Source organism: Pseudarthrobacter sp. NPDC058329, assembly GCF_042879835.1.
Lineage (GTDB): Bacteria > Actinomycetota > Actinomycetes > Actinomycetales > Micrococcaceae > Arthrobacter.
The window spans coordinates 46,303-67,521 of the sequence record NZ_JBHVZR010000002.1 but is presented as its reverse complement, the minus strand read 5'-3'; the positions used below and the strand labels follow the sequence as shown (position 1 = coordinate 67,521).

18 protein-coding genes and 1 pseudogene are annotated in these 21,219 nt (G+C 63.9%); 3 read left to right on the top strand and 16 right to left on the bottom strand.

Annotated elements, in window-relative coordinates; all coding sequences use genetic code 11:
• Nucleotides 1-369: 369 nt before the first annotated feature.
• The 13 genes and pseudogenes from ACFVYC_RS04755 to ACFVYC_RS04695 form a co-directional block, all read right to left on the bottom strand.
• Nucleotides 370-480 (bottom strand): annotated as a pseudogene (locus ACFVYC_RS04755) (recombinase family protein); the annotation flags it as partial.
• Between the two features lie 95 nt (nucleotides 481-575).
• Nucleotides 576-1,526 carry a sugar kinase gene (locus ACFVYC_RS04750; RefSeq protein WP_387547290.1) on the bottom strand — a complete coding sequence of 317 codons (951 nt, stop codon included), beginning with the start codon at nucleotides 1,524-1,526 and terminating at the stop codon, nucleotides 576-578.
• Nucleotides 1,523-2,209, bottom strand: a complete 687-nt coding sequence (locus ACFVYC_RS04745; protein ID WP_387547288.1) for a bifunctional 4-hydroxy-2-oxoglutarate aldolase/2-dehydro-3-deoxy-phosphogluconate aldolase — start codon at nucleotides 2,207-2,209, stop codon at nucleotides 1,523-1,525. Before ACFVYC_RS04745 ends, ACFVYC_RS04750 begins: the two co-directional genes overlap by 4 nt.
• A 77-nt stretch (nucleotides 2,210-2,286) precedes the next feature.
• Complete coding sequence (locus tag ACFVYC_RS04740) at nucleotides 2,287-3,678, bottom strand: MFS transporter (protein ID WP_387547285.1); 1,392 nt, start codon at nucleotides 3,676-3,678, stop codon at nucleotides 2,287-2,289.
• A gap of 73 nt (nucleotides 3,679-3,751) precedes the next feature.
• Nucleotides 3,752-4,804: an NAD(P)-dependent alcohol dehydrogenase gene (locus tag ACFVYC_RS04735; RefSeq protein ID WP_387547283.1), complete on the bottom strand. Its 1,053-nt coding sequence runs from the start codon at nucleotides 4,802-4,804 to the stop codon at nucleotides 3,752-3,754.
• A complete protein-coding gene (locus ACFVYC_RS04730; RefSeq protein ID WP_387547281.1) occupies nucleotides 4,801-6,333 on the bottom strand; it encodes a mannitol dehydrogenase family protein in 1,533 nt (510 codons plus the stop codon). The genes ACFVYC_RS04735 and ACFVYC_RS04730 overlap by 4 nt, the downstream gene beginning before the upstream one ends.
• Nucleotides 6,334-6,336: 3 nt before the next feature.
• The gene (gene manD / locus ACFVYC_RS04725) at nucleotides 6,337-7,554 is read right to left on the bottom strand and encodes a D-mannonate dehydratase ManD (protein ID WP_387547279.1); all 1,218 of its coding nucleotides are present in this window, start codon (nucleotides 7,552-7,554) and stop codon (nucleotides 6,337-6,339) included.
• The gene (locus ACFVYC_RS04720; RefSeq protein ID WP_387547276.1) at nucleotides 7,551-8,531 is read right to left on the bottom strand and encodes a 2-hydroxyacid dehydrogenase; all 981 of its coding nucleotides are present in this window, start codon (nucleotides 8,529-8,531) and stop codon (nucleotides 7,551-7,553) included. Before ACFVYC_RS04720 ends, manD begins: the two co-directional genes overlap by 4 nt.
• 2 nt (nucleotides 8,532-8,533) lie before the next feature.
• On the bottom strand, nucleotides 8,534-9,523 hold the full coding sequence (locus tag ACFVYC_RS04715) for a LacI family DNA-binding transcriptional regulator (protein WP_387547273.1): 990 nt from the start codon (nucleotides 9,521-9,523) through the stop codon (nucleotides 8,534-8,536).
• Nucleotides 9,524-9,910: 387 nt separating this feature from the next.
• Entirely contained in the window at nucleotides 9,911-10,444 is a 534-nt protein-coding gene (locus tag ACFVYC_RS04710; RefSeq protein ID WP_387547270.1) for a hypothetical protein, read from the bottom strand.
• Nucleotides 10,445-11,606: 1,162 nt separating this feature from the next.
• Nucleotides 11,607-12,431: an alpha/beta fold hydrolase gene (locus ACFVYC_RS04705; protein WP_387547268.1), complete on the bottom strand. Its 825-nt coding sequence runs from the start codon at nucleotides 12,429-12,431 to the stop codon at nucleotides 11,607-11,609.
• A gap of 269 nt (nucleotides 12,432-12,700) precedes the next feature.
• Nucleotides 12,701-13,078 (bottom strand): VOC family protein, encoded by a 378-nt coding sequence (locus ACFVYC_RS04700; RefSeq protein WP_387547265.1) that lies wholly within the window; start codon nucleotides 13,076-13,078, stop codon nucleotides 12,701-12,703.
• 651 nt (nucleotides 13,079-13,729) lie between these two features.
• Nucleotides 13,730-13,945, bottom strand: a complete 216-nt coding sequence (locus ACFVYC_RS04695; protein WP_387547262.1) for a hypothetical protein — start codon at nucleotides 13,943-13,945, stop codon at nucleotides 13,730-13,732.
• A 281-nt stretch (nucleotides 13,946-14,226) separates the two neighbouring features.
• On the opposite strand from ACFVYC_RS04695, the gene ACFVYC_RS04690 reads away from it, so the two are divergent.
• A complete protein-coding gene (locus ACFVYC_RS04690; protein ID WP_387547260.1) occupies nucleotides 14,227-15,585 on the top strand; it encodes a sensor histidine kinase in 1,359 nt (452 codons plus the stop codon).
• Here ACFVYC_RS04690 and ACFVYC_RS04685 read toward each other — a convergent pair.
• Entirely contained in the window at nucleotides 15,582-16,253 is a 672-nt protein-coding gene (locus ACFVYC_RS04685; RefSeq protein ID WP_387547258.1) for a response regulator transcription factor, read from the bottom strand. The two genes, ACFVYC_RS04690 and ACFVYC_RS04685, sit on opposite strands and share 4 nt — an antisense overlap.
• Nucleotides 16,254-16,553: 300 nt before the next feature.
• Between ACFVYC_RS04685 and ACFVYC_RS04680 the strand changes: the two genes are divergently transcribed.
• Nucleotides 16,554-17,786 (top strand): saccharopine dehydrogenase family protein, encoded by a 1,233-nt coding sequence (locus ACFVYC_RS04680; protein WP_387547255.1) that lies wholly within the window; start codon nucleotides 16,554-16,556, stop codon nucleotides 17,784-17,786.
• Between the two features lie 246 nt (nucleotides 17,787-18,032).
• Here ACFVYC_RS04680 and ACFVYC_RS04675 read toward each other — a convergent pair whose 3' ends face one another.
• Nucleotides 18,033-18,224, bottom strand: a complete 192-nt coding sequence (locus ACFVYC_RS04675) for a methyltransferase (protein ID WP_387547253.1) — start codon at nucleotides 18,222-18,224, stop codon at nucleotides 18,033-18,035.
• Nucleotides 18,225-18,272: 48 nt separating this feature from the next.
• On the opposite strand from ACFVYC_RS04675, the gene ACFVYC_RS04670 reads away from it, so the two are divergent.
• On the top strand, nucleotides 18,273-18,602 hold the full coding sequence (locus ACFVYC_RS04670) for a nuclear transport factor 2 family protein (protein ID WP_387547250.1): 330 nt from the start codon (nucleotides 18,273-18,275) through the stop codon (nucleotides 18,600-18,602).
• Nucleotides 18,603-18,683: 81 nt separating this feature from the next.
• On the opposite strand, the gene katG is transcribed toward ACFVYC_RS04670, so the two are convergent.
• Nucleotides 18,684-20,978, bottom strand: a complete 2,295-nt coding sequence (gene katG / locus ACFVYC_RS04665) for a catalase/peroxidase HPI (protein ID WP_387547248.1) — start codon at nucleotides 20,976-20,978, stop codon at nucleotides 18,684-18,686.
• Nucleotides 20,979-21,219 lie beyond the last annotated feature (241 nt).

Genomic DNA, 21,219 nt, shown 5'->3' with positions numbered 1-21,219 from the left:
CAGGGCCCGCAGCGGGGCGGTCCCACTTGTGCAGGATCCGTCCGTTGCCAGTGCTCGACGTGGAGAAAAACGCAAGGTTGGCTTGTCAAGGTCTCTTGGGGACATCCCAATCAGCTGGTACCTGAAGTCTCCTGATTCGTGGAGACTTATCTTGTGCAAGTGGGCACTGCTTCGGATGCCGAAATAGACGTCATCACTTCCCCGGTTGGCAAAGGCGCTCTAGAACGACGATCGCGCCCTCGGTTGCCAAGGGGCCGGAGTTCTCGCAGCCCAGCTACTTCTGCTCGTCCGACTCAGACGCCGATAATGGACCTTCCGTCAACCTGTCGCGAGCCGTCCCCTGGCTCAATGTACCGGTGGGGGAGTGCTTCACTCCAGTTTGGCGTGGCGCAGGTATTGGTTGACGGTCTCCCTGCTGATGCCGTAGTCACGGGCAAGGACGGCTTTCGGGACTCCGTTGCCGGCGCGTTGGACCACTTGTCGTGGTCATCAATGTTCTCCATGGTTCGGGGTACAGCGCCTCGGTTGTCTTCATGTATCCTCTGGACGGCACCGGGGACCACGGGTGAGGCCCGCTATCGGCTTACAGGCTCGCGTGTCTGGAGTATCTGGAGTTCGTGGCGGCGGGGGAAGCCTTCCCAGTCGCCTGGGACGAGGCATGCGAAGGCTCCTGTTTCGGCGGCCGTCTTAAGCCTGTCCTGCGGTCCGCTACCCGTGATGAGTTCGGCGAGGTACCCGGCGACGAAGGCGTCTCCTGCGCCTACGGTGTCTACAGCGTCTACCGGGACGGCTTCCTGTCGGAATGCCGTGCCATTGATCAAGGCCAGGGCGCCGTCAGCGCCGAGTTTTATGACAGCCTGGCTTGGCCCCAGCGCAGCTATTCGCCGGGCCAGGTCTTCGGGTTCACCTGGGCCCACTGCTATGGCGGCTTCGTCATCGCCGGCAAAGACGATGTCTGCAAGCGGGATGATGTCGCGGTAGAGGCTGCCCGCTTGGTCTTGTGACCATAGGTTTCCGCGGAAGTTCAGGTCGAAGGAAACCATCACGTTGTGGGTTTTTGCTGTTTCTACTGCGTATCTGAGGGTTGCCTCCGCTTGAGGGGAGAGTGCGGGGGTGATGCCGCTGACGTGCAGCAGGGCGGCGTTTGTGATTAGTTGTTGATTGATGTCTTCGGGTTTAATGCCGGATCCGGCGCTACCTGCTCGGTAGTAGTTGACGCGTTGGGTGGCTGGCGTCCGGCGTTCTTTGATCATCAGCCCGGTGGGGGCGGCAGGGTCGACGGCGATACGGACATCGACGCCTTCGGCGCGGATTTCCCGTTCGACCAGAGTCCCCAGTGAATCCGAGCCGACGCGCCCGCACCACACGGCCTGCACGCCGAGCCGTTGCAGGCCGATGGCGACATTGGATTCCGAGCCCCCAATGCCAAGGCTGAGGGTGGAGGCATGGGCGAGGGGACCGACCTGGTCAGCGCGCATCAGTGCCATGGTTTCACCAAAGGTCAGCACGTAGGGCGCGGCGTTCACCGGCTTGCTCCGAGCTGGTCTGCAGTCTGGTCCACCAGGTCACGGACCCGCCGTGCCCGCGCGGCGAGCTCCTGCAGGTCGCCGCCATTGAAAGCGTCGCCCAGCAGCGGCCCGCCCAGACTCACCGCAAGTGCTCCGGCCTGGATCCAAGCGGGGACGTCGTCGATGTCCACGCCGCCGGAAGGGATGACCTGAATATCGGGGAACGGCCCGCGCAGCTGGGAGACGTAACCGGCACCCACGGTGGAGGCGGGAAAGACCTTGACGGCGGTGGCGCCCAGTTTCCACCCGGCGTGGAGTTCGGTGGGCGTCAGGCCGCCCGGGTAGATTGGCACGCCGCGGCGGACGCAGGCGGAAATGATGTCCGGATCGGTGACGGGGGTGACGACGTAGGCCGCGCCCAGATCCAGGGCGGTTTCGGCTTCGGCCGCGGCGGTGACGGTTCCGATGCCGATTTCCAGTGCGTCGCCGAACCTCTCCTGCAGGCGGGGCAGTTCGTCCCAGACCCCTGGAGTGCTCAAGGTCAGTTCGATGCTCAGGACGCCGCCGCGCTGGAGTGCCTCGATGATCGGGGAGTACTCCGAGGCATGGGAGGCGCGGAGTACGGCCACCACCCGCGTTGCGTTGAGGATGGCGGATGGGGCCGGGCGGAGAAGAGTGCCTTGGTCATCGAGGCGTTGCATGGAAGTTCCTTTTGGTCAGGTGAGGAGTGATGACGTGCCCGACGGCGGCGCGTGCCGCAGTCGGGCGTTCAAGAGGTTTACTTGACGTGCTGTGCCACTGATGCATCCGTCGTGGCTGCATTCGCGCGGCTAACCGCGTGGTTGGCCGGCTTCACATCTTCCGGGTCGGTGAGGTCGCGGTCGAGAGTCTCGGGCGTCATCCTCGTCGCGATGAAGCTGACGAGCATCACCAGGGACATGTAGATGGCCACCGGGATCCAGGAGTTGCTGAACATTGCCAGCAGTCCGGCGCAGATCATCGGGGCGATGCCGCCACCAATGATCGAGGCGAATTCACGTCCCAGTGTGACGCCGGCGTAGCGGTAGCGGCTGCCGAAGATTTCCGGGAAGTAGCTCATGTGGACGCCCACCACGCCCTGGCAGGCCAGCATGAAGCCGACAACCATCACCAAAATGATGGCCAGGGGCGATCCGGCTCTCAAGAGCATAAAGGCGGGTGCGGGGAAGAGAACTAGCGCTCCGGTGATGATCGAGACGACGCGCCGGCGGCCGATTTTGTCCGACAGAATTCCGAAGGCCACGGCCGCCACACCGCCGCAGAGTGCACCGATCAGGAGCACCTGGGGGATGAATTTGGGGTCCACGCCGACGATTGAGATCAGGTACGTGGCCATGAAGACCTGGATGGTGTATGACTGTGCGCTGACGCCGAACGTCATCATGGTAACTCGAAGGACGTTGGCTTTGCCGAACTTCGCAACCTCCTTGAGCGGGGCGGGGGGTTCTTCACGGGTCCGCTTGATTTCTTCGAAGACCGGGGATTCATCGAGCTTGCGCCGGATGACCATGGCTGCAATGGTGACGAAGATGCTGGAGAGGAAGACAAGCCTCCAGCCCCAGTTCATCATGTCGTCAGGGGCGAGTGCCTGGGCGGCCATCCAGACGAGCGCGCCCAGTGCGGTTCCCGCTGCGGCGCCCACCATGATCAGGGATGCCATCTTGCCTCGCGTGCCCAGACGGGCGGATTCCGTGAGCAGGGTGGCACCGCCGGACTGTTCTGCGCCAGCTCCAAAGCCTTGGCCCGCCCGGCATAGAACGAGGAGGATAGGAGCCCAAACGCCAATCTGGTCGTAGGTTGGCAACAGGCCAATCAGCAGCGTGGCACCGCCCATGATCAACAGGGTGGTGACGAGGACCCACTTGCGGCCCAGACGGTCACCGAAGTGTGAGAAGAAGATTCCGCCGATGGGACGGGCCAGGAAGCCAACCGCGAACGTGCTGAAACTTGCGATCATGGCGACGGCCGGGGATTCGTTGGGGAAGAAGAGCTCGCCGAACACGAGGGCTGCCGCTGTCCCGTAAATGACGAAGTCATACAGTTCAAGCGTTGTGCCGATGAGGCCGGCAAGAGCTGCCTTGCGGACCTTACTTTGGTCAAGTTCCTTGGGTGGAACGTGTGCTGTGGTCATGTCCATACTCCTTTGAATGGATGCTGCTGGGCCGGCCCTCGGACTGGGTGGGGCCGGTCTGAAGCCGTGATTTTCAGTAGGTGATGAGTACTTTGAGATTGCTGGGGTCCGTCGCGGGGGCGGTCAGTGCTGCCAGGGCGTCCTCCAGCGGGTAGGTGGCGGTGATGATGGACTGCAGGTCCACGGCTCCGGATGAGGCGAGTTCGATTGCTGTCGGGAAGGCGTTGGCGTAGCGGAAGGCGGTGACGAGGTCGATTTCGTAGCGCTGGAGGAAGCCGAGCGGAATTCCGTCCACGGTGGGCCGGGCTTGGCCCACCACTGTGGCGCGGGCGGCCGGCGCGAGGGTCTGGATGCCCGCAGCCAAGGCGTGAGTGTTGCCGGAGCATTCGATCAGGCGGTCCATGGTGGTCAAATCCAAGGGTGTCGTGGCGGTGTTGATGGTGCGGGTCGCGCCGAATTTGGAGGCCAGAGCGAGGCGGTCATCGTTGACGTCGGTAATGACGATCTCCGATGCACCTTTGGCGGCAGCAACCTGGGACACCAGCAGCCCGATGGGGCCCGCGCCGGTGATGAGCACGCGGTGCCCGGCCTGGATCTGGGCGCGTTCCACTGCCCAGACGGCGACGGCGAGCGGTTCGATCGCGGCTCCGATTTCGGCGGGGATCGCAGCGGGCAGCACGTGGACGGCTGCTTCGGGAACCACTACGTGCCGGGCGAAGAGCCCATCGGTGGGAGGTGAGCCGAAGCAGGTTCCGGCGGGGCAGAGGTTGTACCGGCCGGAGAGGCAGGTGGGGCAGGTGCGGCAGGGAAGCGCCGGTTCGATGACAACGGCGGTGCCCGCGGCGATGCTGGCATCAGAACCTGCTGCGATGACCACTCCGGCACCTTCATGGCCCAGCACGGTGGGCTGGGTGAGGACATTGGTTCCGTTGCGGCCGTCGGCGTAGTAGTGCATGTCGGAGCCGCAGATGCCGCCGGAGCGCATCTCCACCAGGACGTCGGTGGGGCCGAGGGGCCGCAGCGACTTGTGTTCAATGCGGATGTCCAGCGCACCGTGCAGGACGGCGGCCTCGGTGGTGGTGGGAAGTTCGGTCCGGGCGCCAGGCGCGAAGGTCTGGGTGGTCATGGTGTGCTCCGGGTGGTTTGGAGGGAAAAAGCGTTGGGGCGGGAAGGTGTGCCGGCTTCGGCGATCGCGGCGCTGGGGCCGTGGGCGTGCAGTGTGTCGATGAGTTCGCCTGTGCGTTTGATGAAGTCCGCCCGGCCAGCCAGTTCGTCGCCGAGGAGGTGGTGTTCGGCGAGGACCCGTTCTGCCAGGTCCTGGCCGGAGCGGGACTGGCCTGCCAGGGTGGCGAGCAGCCCGCGGGCCGGGTCTTCCATGGCGGCGGCCTGAGGGCCCGGGTCAAACCCGTTGAGCGGTGCGATGCAGGTCAGGTATGCGGCAGTGGTGAGCGCCAGCAGATGCGGCATGTCTCCGTTGTCGAGCAGCTGCAGCGCCGGAAGCGGGATCCGCTGGCGGAGTTTGACGGATCCGTCGGAGCCCACCTGACTGGTCCGGTGGCCCAGGGCGGTGTTCCGCCACCGGGAAAAGAGCTGCTCCTCGTAGCCGTCAGCATCCACCCCCGCCGGCACCGAGACGCTGGGAAGGTATTCGTTCCGCAGTACAGAGCGGGCGGCCAGTTCGATGTGGGGGTGTGCGACGGAGTCAGGGATGGTGACAGCGCCGGAGAGTGCTCCGAGGTAGGCGATGAGCGAATGGGTGCCGTTAAGCAGCCGGACTTTGAGCTGTTCATAGCCGGCCACGTCGTTGGAGAACACGGCCCCGCCGGCCTCCCAGGCCGGGCGCCCGGCGATGAAGTTGTCTTCCACGATCCACATGGTGAACGGCTCGGCCGGCACGGGGATGAGGTCCGTGTAGCCGGTCTGGGCCGCGACGAGGTTGCGGTAGTGGTCCGTGGTGGCCGGCACGATCCGGTCCACCATGGACGACGGAAATGTGGTGCAGGTGTCGATGAAGGCCAGGGTTTCGGTGGCTTCGGCGGGGGAGAGGAGTGAGGCGAATTCGCGGACCAGCCGCTGGGTGTGGTGACCGTTGTCCGCGAGGTTGTCACAGCTGAGGACCGTCACGGGTTCCGCGTGGGTCCTGGCCCTGCGTTGCAGGCCGCGGACGATCTGTCCGATGGGCGTCCGCGGCGTACCGGCGTTTTTGAGGTCGTGCCCGATGGCAGGGTCCCGCAAATTCAGCGTTCCGGTGGCGGGAGTGTAGTGGTAGCCGTTTTCGGTGACCGTCAGGGAGACGATGCGCGTCGCGGCGTCGCCGATGACCTGGACCAACCGGTCCGGGTTCCCAGCCGCGGTGAATGCGTCCGTGTGGACGCGGGGGACCGAGAACTTCGACCCTTCGGGCGAAATTTCGACCACCGTGTACAGCATGTCCTGGGCGTGCATGGCATCGGGGATGGCTGAGGAGCGGCTGGAGACTCCGATGATGCCCCAGTCTCCGCCGTGGGATGCAACTGCAGCGTCGGTGTAGACGGCCTGGTGGGCGCGGTGGAAGTTGCCCAGGCCCAGGTGGACGATGCCGGGGGCGGGGGCGGCCGGTCGCCGCAGGATTCCTGGCAGGGCGGCTGAGAGTTGGGGGATGCTGGCGGAATTCATGGGTTACCAGTCCTTCATGGAGCCGTCGAGCTCCCGGGCGATGGGCAGGTACGCCTGCTTGTACGGGAAGCGGGCTGCTGCGGCCTCGTCCACGTGGACTCCGAGGCCGGGCTCATCTCCGGGGTGCAGGTAGCCGTCCTCGAAGCGGAAGCTGGACTGGAAAACTTCAGACACCAGCGGGTCATAGCCCATGTACTCCTGGATGGCGAAGTTGCTGGTGGCCAGGCCCAGGTGCAGGGAACCGGAGAGGTTGATGGGGGAGACGTCGGAGGGCCCGTGCGGGGCGCCCTTGATCTGGTAAACCTCGGCCAACGCCAGGATCTTGCGGACATGGGAGATGCCTCCGGCGTGGACCACTGCGGTGCGGATGAAGTCGATGAGCCGTTCGGTGATGAGCAGTTCACAGTCCCAGATGGTGTTGAAGACTTCGCCGATGGCCAGGGGGATGGTGGTCTGCTGGCGCAGGGTGCGGAGCAGCCGCTGGTTCTCGGCCGGGGTCACGTCTTCGAGCCAGAACAGGTCCACGTCTTCCAGGGACCGGGCGAGTCGGGCGGCTTCGGTGGGGTTGAGGCGGTGGTGGACATCGTGGAGCAGCTTCAGCTCGGGGCCAACATGCTCCCGGACCGCGGACAGGATCTTGGGAGCGTGGCGCAGGTAGGCGGAGGTGTCCCAGTCCTCCTCGACGGGTCCGGCGCCGCGGCCGGCGGGCTCGTAACTGACGGCGCCCTTGGTGACGCCGTAGACCTTATCCAGGCCGGGAACGCCGGACTGGGCGCGGACGGCCCGGAATCCTTGTTCGCGGCGCTGGTCCACGGAGTCGAGGAGCTCGGGCAGGTCCCAGCCGGTGGCATGGGTGTAGGTGAGGATCTTGTCCCGGGCCGCGCCGCCGAGCAGTTGGTAGACCGGAACGCCCAGGGCCTTGCCCTTGATGTCCCAGAGGGCGAGGTCGATGGCGCCGATGGCTGCCATGGTCACCGGCCCGCGGCGCCAGTAGGCGCCCCGATAGAAGTACTGCCAGGTGTCCTCGATGCGGTCGGCATCCCGGCCCAGCAGTGCCGGGGCGAGGTGGTCCCGGAGGTAGCTGGCGACGGAGAGTTCGCGGCCGTTTAGGGTGGCGTCTCCCCAGCCGACGATGCCGTCGTCGGTGGTGATCTTCAGGGTGACGAAGTTGCGGCTGGGGCTGGTAACCAGGACGTCGACGTCGACGATTTTGCGGGTCATCGTGAAATCACCACGTTCTTCAGGGGTTCGTTACTGGACAGTCGGGTGATGTTTTCGGCGATTTCGACGGCGCGGCCGCGGAAGGTTTCGGCGGTGACGCCGGAGGAGTGCGGGGTCATGATGATGTTGTCGAGACGGTCAAACGGCAATGCGGATGGCACGCGCCGCCCGTCCGTACCGGGGTACTGGTACCAGACGTCGACTGCGGCCCCGGCGATCTTGCGGTCTTTCAAGGCTTCGTAGAGCGCTGCCTCGTCAAGGACAGGGCCACGGGCGACATTGACAACCTGGCCTTTCGCGCCGAGGTTTTCCAGTTCCTCGGTACTCACCAGCGCCGTCGTTTCGGCGCTCAGCGGGATGCTGATGAGGAGAATGTCGGATTCACTGAGCGCCTCGTTGAGGCGGTCAGTGGTCCCGGCCCACCGCAGGCCGTTCGTCTGCGGGTCCACAGTGCCACTGCGGGTGATCGCGATGCCTTCGGCCCCGAACGCCTGAAGGAGCTTCCAGGCGGCGCTGCCAATATGGCCAAATCCAAGGAAAGTAACAACCGCTCCGCGGAGCGTCTCCGGCTGTGGGATGTCCTGTGAGTACACCGAGGAGGCCCAGATGCCGCTGCGGAGGGCGGCGTCCTGGCCCAGCAGGTTCCGGCGGAGTGCCACCAGTGAAGCCGCGATGTACTCGGCGATGGAGCTTTCGTGGTGGAAAGTGTTGGCGCACACCGCGCCGGCCGGCAGGGCGTCGGCGTCGATGCCGTCATAGCCTGCCCCGGCAACATGCACCAGGCGAACGTTAGGGGCGTGGGCGCCCATGGCCCCGGTGAACTTGGGTCCCACGTAGACGTCGGCGTCTTTAAGATCGGTCAGGACCGAGTGCTCGTTCCAGCTGTCGTGCCAGGACGTGAGGGTACCAGCCGGAAGCGCGGCCTCCAAGGTGGCCCTCTGGGGCATCAGGTTAGGGTCTGCGATGACAATTCTCATGGTTACTTTCCTTGGAGGGCGTGGTCTGCGTTGCGAGCGGCGAAGGTGGAGCCGCGGACGATGAGCTGTGAGCTGAGGTGGACGGCCTCGGTAGTGGAGGGCTTCCCGGCAATTTGTTCCAGAAGAAGTTCGAGTGCGAGGGACCCGCTTCGGCCAATCGGAACCCGCACGGACGTCAGGCCCGGTTCCGCGGCTGCTGCGATGTCGAGGTCATCAATGCCCACGACACTGATGTCTTCGGGGCAGTGGTATCCGAGGGTCCGAGCTCCAGCGAGCATGCCGATCGCGACGAGGTCGTTATAGGCGATCACCGCGGTCGCCCCGCTGGCGACGACCGATGCTGCAGCGGCAAGGCCGCCATCGACTGTGGCGTTCTGGTTACCGACGGTCACCAGCTCGATTCCCCAGTCGTCGCAAAAACGGCTGATTGCTGTCACGCGCTGGCCGTTCGCCCAGGACGAGGCCGGGCCGGGAATGTAGGCGAGCTTACGGTGGCCGAGTGCATGAAGGTGTTCCACGGCCTGGCGGAGGCCTTCGCCGGCTTCCATCAGCACACGGGCTGCATGGTCTGCCTCACCGTTGATCACCACAAGGGGTGTGCTGCCGGCGAGCTGGTGAATCTGGTCCGAAGGCAGGCGGGGGGAGCAGAGGATGATGCCGTCGACGCCGGTCGTGAATGACTCGAGATGGTCCCGTTCCCGGGTGGAGGATTCAGAGGTGTCTGCCAGAACCATCCTGTGCCGTCCGTGCCATGCCTGGTCCTGAATGGATTTAATCAGAGCTGCGAAGACGGCGTTGGAGATGTCAGGAACAACGACGCCGAAGGTCCGGCTGCCGGACAGACCGGGCACGTCGTAGCCAAGCTGCACTGCAGCATCAACCACTTTTTGACGCGTTTCGGCCGCAAGCCGGCCCGGATCGCTGAACGCCCTAGACGCCGTCGCCAGCGATACCCCCGCGAGCTTTGCGACGTCCGTAAGTTTGGCCGGCATTGGTCCTCCAGTTGCTTCCTTGAAACCCTTCCTCACCAGTATGGAAACTGTTGTACAACATTGTCAAGATTTTTCCATGATGAGCGTCACACTATTGTGCACCGGGTAAACGTCGCTCCCCGTGACACGGGCAGTAAGAAGGAACGGCGCCGCCTGCCGGCCCTGCTCACCGCGGCACGTACATTCCCTCGCAGTGAGAGCAATAAGCGGACCGAGCCGGGCAAGGGGTGCGCCAAGATCTTGACGCCGCGATTCTCAGGCCCAGCGCTGGGCTCTGACTTCAGGTTTATGGGTACCAAATCAGGGCCCGGTTTGCCGCCCGAGGAAGATCCCTAGGACCTCTCCCCCGGCCATTTTCGGATCGCCGATAACCGGCCTTCTGTCAATCTACTCGCGGAGGTATTGGCGGAGTCCCGAGATTGCGAAGTCCACTTTGACGTAGCCAGCGGACTCGATCAGGCCTGCAGCGATGAGCCTGTTCCGGTACTTGGACACGACGTTGCGCTTGGCTTTGAGGAGGGCGCCGATCTGGCCGGCGGCAGAGGGGCCATCCTGGGCGGCCATCGCGTCCAGGAAGTCGCGGTCTCTTTCCGAGATGTCCGACAGAGCTGACTCCACGACCACCAAGGTGTTCCGTCGTTGGGCGGCAGCAATTCCACGCTGAACGTTGGTCTGGTCCAGTTTCCATCCTGCTTTGTCGGCTTCAAGCCAGAGGTAGTAGCCGACCAGTTGGATCAGGAAGGGATACCCCTCGGTGGCCTCAGCTGCCTCATTGATGAGGTCGGGGGAGATGCTGATGCCTCCCTGGCGGAAGAGCTCGCTGTACGAGGCGGTGACTTCCGCGAGTGCCGCCTCGTGGAGATTGACCCTGTCGGCCCGCCGCGGGAAGGTGGCAACGCCTTCATTGAGGAGGTTGGACACGGGTAATGGCAGGCCGGTGAAGATCATCCCGATGGGCAGCCCGTCGCGGCTAAAGTGCTGGACATCGGCGGCCAGTTGCGCGATTTCGGCCCTCTCGACGGCATGGATGTCATCGATGGTGATTACGGGTCCTGTGCCTTGTCCGTCCAGCAGTGCAACAGTTCATTCCCGGTCCGGCGCCAATCCATGGCCCGCTCCGGGGGGAGTTTGGGTTGTCAGGCCGAACCCTGCCGCCGAAAAAGCGTTGATCTTCCGCGATGGAGGCCCGTCCCCTAGTTCATCAAGGAGGCGGAGCATGTCATCGCCGACCCCGGCGAGGAAGCCTGGCGTGGCTGTCCGGGAGATCACGGCAGCCCACCCGTGATTCCGGGCGATGCCTTCGGCCGCTCAACATGACCGTCTTGCCGATGCCCCTGGAGCCGGTGATGATGGTCAAGAGTCCTGGCGCGCCGGAACCCTGCTGGAGGCCGTACTCGAACTCGTCCAGCAGCCCGGCCCGCCCGACCAGCTCGGGAGACGTGGCGTCGGCCGTCGGTTTTGAAGGGGTTCTGCACCTCTGGTGAAAGTAGGTGAAACTGGTGAAAGTGGTGAATCTCCTGCGTCGATAGGCAGACCCCTCCATCCGAAGCAAGACGAACTCGGAGAGGCGGTCGCATCGGGGCGATGACCGGGGATGAGGACTGGATAGGTTCAATCACGCCGGAGCGTCGCGACAGGAGCCTGTTCCAGGCAAAGCTGCTGGCTGGTGCCCTCTGGGAGGCCTCAGCCGTCCTGATGGACCAAGGGCTGCTGAAGCTTGACCGGATCGACCGCCAGGACATCGCCAACACCTTTGTCCTGTCCGGACTGCCACCCCGACTAGCCGATAAATACGACGTCCGGTTCACCCGGCAGTTCCTCGTCATTGCTGCGGACATGACCGGGGTGTGCATCCGCGGATGGACCCGCCCATCGTGCGTGGCCCATGAACTGGCCCTCCGTTGCCTTTTGACCAGGTCGAGATCCTTCAGGACCTGTACGACCTGGACCTTCCGTAAGGCTGGCGGGGCATGCTGGAGCAAAACTACGGGCTCGGCGGCCATCATCATCTGTTATCAGGCACCCGCAGGGTGCTTGATGAAAGAAGGCTTCAAAGTCGAGCGGGAGGGGCCGGCGGCGCCTGTCACGGGCGCGTGTCGAGGTAGTGCTGAATCGCCCGGGATGTTTCCTCCGGAGCGCTGACGTGGGGGCAGTGACCGGTTGCCTGAAGGTGCACCAGGGTGCTGTTTTCCAGATTCTTGTGCAGGTAGGCGCCCACTTCCGGCGGGGCAAGCCGATCGTTGGAGCACTGCAGAATCAGGGAGCTGGTGCGCAGCTTTTTCAGTTCAGGGCGGGTGTCGGAGAAAAAGGTTACCCCGGCGAAGTGCCGTGCGATGGTCGGATCTGTCCGGCAGAAGCTGGCTCGCAGGTCCTCCGCCAGTTCCGGCTCCTGCGGGTTGCCCATAACCATGGGCGCCACGGCCGCGGCCCAGGCGAAATAGTCGCTGTCCAGGGATGCCAGCAGGCCCTCGATGTCTTCCCGCGAAAACCCGCCCACGTACCCGTCGTACGGGTCGTCCGTATGACGGGGTGAAGGAGCAAGCAGGACCAGGTGGGAGAAACGGTTGGGGTCCTGCACTGCGGCGATCACGGCGATCATTGTGCTGACGCTGTGGCCTACCAGGATGACGTCCTCAAGTTCAAAAGCGGCGCAAATCTCCAGCAGGTCCGACGCGTACCCATTCAGCGACCCGTACTTGTCCCAGTCATAGGCGTTGATGTCGGAGTGTCCTGCACCAACATGATCGAAAAGCACCAGCCGGTAATCATCAGCGAAATAGGGCAGCAGCTTCCGCCACATAGCCTGATCGCAGCCAAAACCGTGGGCAAACATCATGACGGGCCCATCATCCCGGCCGGATATAGTGACGTTGTTCCGGCCGATTACCGCGGCAACTGCTTCGATCACGTTCTCACTGACCCTCCGTCGGGTGGCTTCCTGTCCCCAGACTATAGAGAATCCTAGGGATCCTCCCACTATGAACTTTAGGGTGACGGCTCGACTCCAGCTGGACAATGTATGGAACGTCTTGTTTCAACAGCGAGCATCTCAAGTATCTGGCATTGGGACCTCCGCCGGTGTGGACAGGAGCGCGATACTCGCGGTCATCTCGGCGCCATCGCCCTCTCCGTCTTTATTCTGCAGGCAGCCTGGCACGGCACAGTCGACGGCAGAATTTAGGGGCGGACGACCGTAAGGCAGAATGGGTGACCCGCGGGGTCCAGCAGTACACGCCACTGTCCGGGAGCAGGCTGGTGCGCTGTTGAGGTGGCACCCAAGGCGATAGCAGCCTCCGCGGCGGTGTCCAGTTCCTCTACCGCGATGTCCAGATGGAGCTGTTGGCGCTGCGGGCCTTTGGGCCAGTTCGGCGGGACGTAGTTGTCGACACGCATGAGCGTCAGCATCGGGCCAGCTCCGGCTAAGGCGACGACCCCTCTGTCCGGAGTGGCAAAAGCCTCCTGAAGGCCTAACAGCCGTGAGTAAAAGCCAGCAAGTTCCTCCGTATCGGGGCAATCAAGAGAAATGGATGCAAGCTGTCCCACGGGTTCAGTCATGCCCACTAACCTACAGGGCTCGTCCTGTCGGACAGGCTGCGGCCGGGCGGCGCTGCCCGAAGGTCTTGCCGCGCGGAATGACCAGACTCGCCCCTAGGGACCATGCACGTTGGGCCGGTGAAGCGGTGATGCGGTGGAGGGGAACAGGCAGATCTTTTTAGGATTTCGCGTTCCCCACACTTCTCCGTGGAACGACTGACTCAGTTTCACCACTCCAAAGGTAAAGAGTATTTGCGCTCTCTCCCAGTGCCAGTAGAGACGCAATTGCTTTTGATGTGGCGTCATTGTGGGAGTTGAGACGCCAAGAAACCCTGGCCACAGAATAGGTGGGCGCGGCAGCAGTTCCACGGCGGGAAGCACTAATCAAGGCTGCACATACCTCCTTCCTATATCGATCCCACAGGAGCTCACTATGAAAAGGGCAGGCCAGTCCCATCGGTCGAGCCGCTAATCGGTCAAAAGTAATTAATTCAAATGGGTCGTGATGAGGCGACAAATTCACTCCCGTCTCATCGCAGCCAGCAACGGGACACTGGTTCGAAGTGTTCATGTCCATACTTCCTCCCTTGTATGTACTTCATGACTTGTCAGCGATGGTCGAAAAGTGAGCCACTTTGCGAACGCTCTGACCGAAACGAGTCATGCGGCTGTCTAGCTGCCACGTTGAAGAAGAACTGCGAGGATCATAAAATCACTAGGAAGTACAACACCGCGCAGATCACTGTCATTACGCAAAAGAAAGCCACGATTCCGACGAAACCCCACTTTGTGCTCATGATTTCTCCCAATTCCAGGAGGGCCTTCGTGCCCTTGTTTTTTCCATTCAAACTTTGATTTGCAAAAAATAGATTTCATGGAAACAGTCATGCATTCACCCAATTCGCTCCAGCCAATGCCTGTGCAGTTCATCGTCCGCGGTTCTTGTGCCTCGAATTGCTCATTTCATATCCAGTTCCCTTCCATGATGCGGCCAGGCTCATAAGAGGAACCTGAGAGCGGCATAGGCACTCATTGCATCTGGACGGTTGAGGCTGAATCCTTGGACTATGGTTCAAGCGAATCCGTCGTCCGCCGCTCCGCTTCCGGTAGGGGTACCAAAGCAAACACGGCGACGGCGTGGACTCCGATGGCAGTCCACTGTGGCGGCGATGACCGTCGTCGCCATCGCCATGCTGACCGGAGGGCTACTGCTGCTCCTTACACTGAGGTCGGCGCTCGTTTCCGGTACTGACAGCCTGCTACGGACCAGGGTCCAGGACATAGCGGTCATGCTTGAAGACCACCATGCCGAAGAAGCCATCCGGGCGGTCACGAGCACCATGAATAACGACACCCTGGTGCAAATCATCAACAGGAGGGGGAAGGTTATCGGGGCGTCGGAGCCCAGGCTATTGGAGGCACCGCTCAGTTCTCTCAGACCGGCTGGTGGCCAGAGCGCGACCGATAACGTATCGGCCCCCGGCCTCCTGGGGGACACTGACGAGCGCTACCTTGTGGTGTTGGGCGTCGATGACGAACGCAGAAATTACTGGGTTCTGGCCGGCCGGACCATCCAGCCCCAATCAGACACGGTCCGGATAGTCACCGGCTTTTTATTGGTTGCCATGCCCTTGCTGCTGGGCCTGGTGGGCCTGTCCGTGCATTTCCTCGTCGGGCGTTCACTGCGCCAGGTGGACACAATCCGTACACAAGTCAGCCACATCGACACGGGAAGGTTGAGCGAGCGGGTCGATGTCCCTGAGACACGCGACGAGCTGCAGGCCTTGGCCACCACAATGAACTCCATGCTGGACCGGATCGAAACAGCCGATCAAAGGCAACGCCAATTCGTCTCCAATGCCAGCCATGAATTGCGGAGCCCGCTCACCACAATCCGCACAGGCTTGGACATCTCCATCGCTGACGCCTCCGGAGAGACCTGGCGGGGCATGCAGCCAATCCTTGCCGAAGAGACGCAACGATTGCAGGGCCTCGTGGAAGATCTCCTAACCTTGTCCAAGGCCGACGACGAAGGACTGGCCGTCCGCCGTGAAGATGTCGACCTTGACGATGTTCTGGCCACTGAATTGCGCAGGGTGAACGCCACGAGCCAGCACCGGATCGTCGCCGACCTGGTTCCGGCCAAGATTGCGGGAGATCCGGGCCGGCTGAGTCAAGCCTTTCGGAACGTGCTGGACAACGCCGACCGCCATGCAGCAGGGACCATCGCCGTGAAGCTCTCGATCATGGTTCAGACAGTGGTTGTGACCATCGATGACGATGGAAGCCCCGTGCCGGTGGCCGACAGGGAAAGGATCTTCGGGCGATTCGTCCGCCTGGATGAGAGCCGGGCACGCCACCAGGGCGGAAGCGGCCTGGGTCTGGCGATTACCCGTGGCATCGTGGAGGCCCACGATGGCCGCGTTATTGCCACCGAGACACCACAAGGCTGGTGCCGCTTCGAGGTTAGTTTCCCGCCAATGGCCCGGCTGGCCGTGCCCCAGGCCGATGTGCCCATCGGACTCTAATCGGCGCTGAGTCTGTACCCCATGCCCCGTACCGTCCTGAGCGAGCTAAGGCCGAACGGCTCATCAATTTTCCTCCGCAAGTATCCGATATACACCTCAACGACATTGTCCCCGCCCCGGAACTCCGGGTCCCAGACGTTGTCGAGGATCTGAGCCTTCGACAAAACCTCGTCCGGCTTGCGCATCAGATAGACCAGCAGGCCGAACTCCCGGGCCGTCAGGGAGATTTCCTGCCCGTTCCGCGTCACGTGTCGCTTTGTCGGGTCCAGCCTCAGCGAACCCACTGCCAAAGTCACCGGCCGTTCCGGAGCCCCCCTGCGAATAAGTGCCCGCAGCCGCGCGACCAGCACCAGGAAGCTGAACGGCTTGGTCAGGTAGTCATCCGCCCCCAAATCGAACGCATCGGTTTGGTCGTATTCACCGTCCTTGGCCGTCAGCATGATGACCGGCACCCAGTTCTGCCGCTCCCGCAGCTGCTTCAGAACCGCGTAACCGTGCATGCCCGGAAGCATCACATCCAGTACCACGACGTCATAGAGGTTCTCCGTGGCGGCCCACAGACCATCAACACCGTCATGGGAAACGTCCACGACGAAGCCGGCGGCCGTCAGCCCCTGCCGGACCGTCTCAGCCAGCAGGACTTCGTCTTCCACAAGCAGAACCCGCACGTTGACATCCTCTCGCCTGTAGCGCGACAAGCATCAGTGTGCGGTTGAACGAACGAAGAGTCCAGAAGGTTGCCGGACGATGGCTCCCGAAGGGATGACAGGGTATCCGCGGCGGAGTAGGGAGCCATCGGGGTAGGTCCCTGGGAGCAGTAGCGGTGGATATCCTACGAGAATTGTCCCCGGCTGTGGGCGGGCCGGCCGGACTTCCCGGTCAAACCCAAATCAGGTCAGGTCGTTCCGAGGACCAAGGCAAGGAACCTTTGTGTCGTCTTGCTGTTGCCGCTGTGGAAGGCTGCAGTTATGGACAACGCATCTCGGGAACATGACCTCGTCCTCTACGGAGCGACAGGTTTCGTTGGCAGACTGATCGCCGCCTACGTCGCGGAACATGCACCGGCCGGCCTGCGAGTCGGACTCGGGGGCCGGTCCAGGTCCAGACTCGAGTCGGTTCGGTCGCAGTTGCCAATCGCGGCGCACGGATGGGCCCTTATCGAAACCGACTCGGAAGACGCCGAGTCAATCGCCGCCCTGGCCGCAGGCACACGCGTGCTCTTCACAACCGTCGGTCCATACGCGAAACACGGTCTACCCGTCGTGGAGGCCTGCGCACGGGCAGGCACCCACTACGCCGACCTCGCCGGTGAGGTGTCCTTCATCCGGGAGGCGATCGATCGCTGCGACGCTCTGGCCAGGACGAGCGGGGCCAGGATCGTGCACTCCTGCGGCTACGACTCCGTGCCGTCCGACCTCGCCGTACTGCTGCTTCATCAGGCGGCAGAAGCCGATGGCGCTGGCGGTCTGATCGAGGTCCAACTCGTTGCTACCGCCAAGGCTGCCATCAGCGGAGGCACACTCGAATCGATGCGCGGGCAGCTCGACGCGATGCGATCGAGCACCGCCCTGCGATCATTAGCCGCGGACCCCTACGCGCTGAGCCCCGACCGCACAAGGGAGCCGACGACACCACAGCCTCTTGACGCCGGCCCTGTGCGCCGTTCCGATGACGGCACCTGGACCGCGCCTTTCATCATGGCCCCGGTCAACACACGGGTAGTGCGCCGCAGCAACGCACTGCAGGGCTGGGCCTACGGCCGCTCCCTCCAGTACGGCGAGGTGATGGGGGTGGCCCCCGGACCGGCAGGAGCGGTCATCGCCAGGGCAATGGCACTCGGGCTCCGGGCATTCACGGGCGCGATGGCGTTCCCGCCGACCCGGAGGGTGCTCGACCGCTGCCTTCCGTCACCAGGCGCGGGTCCGAGCACCAGCACGCAGCGCGCAGGCTGGTTCCACTCCCAAGTGACCGCCCGCACCGAGGACGGGCACCGATACCAGGCGGTTGCTGCTGGCCCCGGCGATCCCGGCTATGCCGCCACCGCCGTGATGGCAGGCGAGACTGCACTCGCTCTTGCCCTCGACGGCGACCGGCTGCCCACCGCGAAAGGGTCGCTGACACCAGCCACTGCACTCGGCAACGTGCTCATCCAGCGACTCCGGGCGGCCGGCCACACTTACCAGATAACGAAACTCGCCTGAACCAGGTGGGTTGTGCGGTCGAGTCAGCGGGACAGGCCATTCCGCAGGTGGAGCTTCTCAGCAATTTCCTTGGACGGCCTCAGCCTTTTCTCAGGTCCAGCGGGGATTATGAAATAACCCCCGCTGGATGAACCTGCCATCTTTGGCCGGCGGGATGGACAGTCGGTTCGGGCACGACCATCCCCCCAGTGGCCGCTCGCTCCGGCTGTCCAACACATGCATACTTCCCGCTGGCCGCCGCGTTAATCACCGTCCAATTCCAGCCCGGATCGAACGCTGTGAATTGACTTCTTGTAAAGCTGGCGCCGCAGGCTGTTGCGGTGGTTCTGGCCGGCCGCCAAGCCACCAGCTGCCGAACAGCAGCGCCTGGCCGAGGATGATCGTGAGCACCGCGAGATACATCGGGTTCCGCACGAACCGGTAAACCCCCGCCACCACCAGCGTCTCGGTCGGAGCAACCGGAGCGGGCGTTCCAACGGAGGCGACATGGAAACGCTGATGGGCCTCTTCGCCGATGACGCGGTCTACCACGTTGGCGGCAGCGGCGGCCTCGCCGGCGACAAACAGGGCAAGCAAGCCATCATGGCCTACTTCGGCGAACTGTTCACCCTGTCAGGCGGCACAGCCAAAGTTGAGCTGCAGGATGTGATTGCCGGGAACCGTCACACCGTCAGCGTGCAAACCGCTGAGGCACAGCGCAACGGGAAGTCTATGCAACAGAACGGCGTCCTCGTGTTCACGCTGCGGGACGGGAAAGTCACCGAGGTGCGCGAATTTCAGGAGGACACCGCCAAGGCCACAGACTTCTGGTCCTAAGCAGCTGCCCCCTTCTCCAAGCAAACGTCCGGGCCGGCCGCACACTGCAGCCGGCCCGGACGCCTCACCCGATAAAACAGATCAGCGGAGGTCGAAGCGGTCCAGTTCCATCACCTTCACCCACGCCGCCACGAAGTCGTTGACGAACTTCTCCTTGGCGTCGTCGCTGGCGTAGACCTCGGCCAGCGCCCGGAGCTGGGAGTTGGAACCAAACACCAGGTCCACCGGTGTGGCGGTCCACTTCAGCTCGCCGGTGGCGAAGTCGGTGATCTCGTAGACGTTCTCTTCGCCCTCGGAAGCCTTCCACTTGGTGCCCGGGGAGAGCAGGTTGACGAAGAAGTCGTTCGTCAGGACCTGCGGCCTGTCGGTGAGGACGCCGTGCGCGGTCCCGCCCACGTTGGTGCCGAGCGCCCGCATGCCGCCCACGAGCACCGTCATCTCCGGGGCTGACAGGTCCAGCAGGTACGCCTTGTCCAGCAGGAGAGTCTCCGGCGCCAGCTTTCCGCCGGGGCGCACGTAATTGCGGAACCCGTCCGCCCGCGGCTGCAGGTATCCGAAGGATTCGACGTCGGTCTGCTCCTGCGCAGCGTCGGTGCGGCCGGGCCGGAACGGCACGGTGACAGTGACGCCCGCGTCCTGCGCCGCCTTCTCCACCGCGGCGGAGCCGCCGAGGACGATCAGGTCAGCCAGCGAGACCTTCTTGCCATTGGCCTGGGCCGCATTGAACTGCTCCTGCACCCCCTCAAGCGCCTGCAGCACAGTGGAGAGCTGCGAAGGCTCGTTGCCCTCCCAGCCGCGCTGGGGCTCCAGCCGGATCCGGGCACCGTTGGCGCCGCCGCGCTTGTCGGTCTTGCGGTAGGTGGAAGCAGCAGCCCATGCCGTGCCGGCAAGCTGTGAAACAGACAACCCCGAGTCCAGCAACCGGGCCTTGAGCGAGGCGATGTCCTGCTCGTCGATCAGCTCGTGGTCCACGGCCGGAACCGGATCCTGCCAGAGCTGGGCTTCAGGGACCCACGGACCGAGCAGGTGCGGGCCCACTGGTCCCATGTCGCGGTGCAGCAGCTTGTACCAGGCCTTGGCGAACGCGAGGGCGAACTCATCCGGGTTCTCCAGGAAGCGCCGCGAGATCTCCCCGTAGGCCGGATCCACCCGCAGCGACAGGTCCGTGGTGAGCATCGTGGGCCGGTGCTTCTTCTCCGGATCGTGGGCGTCCGGGATGATCCTCTCGGCATCCTTCGCCACCCACTGGTGCGCACCGGCCGGGCTCTTGACGAGCTCCCACTCGTGCTCGAACAGGATCTCGAAGAAGCGGTTGCTCCACTCCGTGGGCCGGTCCGTCCACGTGACCTCGAGCCCGGACGTGATGGTGTCAGCACCCTTGCCGGAACCGTGCGTGCTGAGCCAGCCCAGGCCCTGCGCCTCAAGGTTGGCGCCTTCCGGCTCCGGTCCCACGTGCGCATCGGCGTCGCCCGCTCCATGGGTCTTGCCAAAGGTGTGGCCGCCGGCGATCAGGGCCACGGTCTCCTCGTCATTCATGGCCATGCGCTTGAAGGTCTCGCGGATGAAGGCTGCGGCCAGGAGCGGGTCCGGGTTGCCCATGGGCCCCTCCGGGTTGACGTAGATCAGGCCCATCTCGGTGGAGCCCACTTCCTCGGACATCTGGCCCTCACCGATGTAGCGTTCGTCGCCGAGCCAGGTGTCCTCGGGACCCCAGAAAATCTCCTCGGGCTCCCACACGTCCTCGCGGCCGAAGGCGAAGCCAAAAGTCTTGAAGCCCATCGATTCGAGGGAGACGTTGCCTGCCAGGACCAGCAGGTCGGCCCAGGAGAGCTTCTGGCCGTACTTCTGCTTCACCGGCCACAGCAGCCGCCGGGCCTTATCCAGGTTGGCGTTGTCCGGCCAGCTGTTCAGCGGCGCAAACCGCTGGCTCCCATCGCCCGCGCCGCCGCGGCCGTCATGGACGCGGTAGGTGCCGGCGGCGTGCCAGCTCAGCCGGATCATCAGGCCGCCGTAGTGGCCGAAGTCAGCGGGCCACCAGTCCTGGGACGTGGTGAGGACCTGGATGATGTCCTGCTTGAGCGCCTCGACGTCGAGCTGCTGGAACTCTTCGGAGTAGCGGAACGTAGGGCCGAGCGGGTTGCCCGCCGGGTTGTGGCTGTGGAGCACCGAGAGGTCGAGCTGGTTGGGCCACCAGTCGGCGACGGTCCGCGGGCGGTGCCCCTTGGGCTGCGGCGAGTCAATCGCCGGATTCTCGCTTTCGCTGCCGTGCGAGGTCACGCTGCCATGGGCCACCGGGCATCCGCCCTCAACCTTCTGGTCCAGGCCTTGGGCACTTCCGGGCGTGGGAACCGGGGGATGTTCCTGGGGGTCGGTCATGTGCTTCCTTCCATGTGGCCGAGGCCGTGGTCGGACTCGGGCGGCCGGTTCAACCCTCCTATGTAACCACGAGCGGGAGCCCGGGGTGAGACCCTTAGCCCCAGTGCTTAAACGCAAGCGGGCGGGGGCGCGGGGGACCCCCGCCCGCCCCGGTAGAGTGGGTGGCCGAACGGAAGACCCCCCCCAGCGGCGACTTGAAAACCGCGCCGACCCCACACCCGGGGCGGAGGGGGGGCCGCGC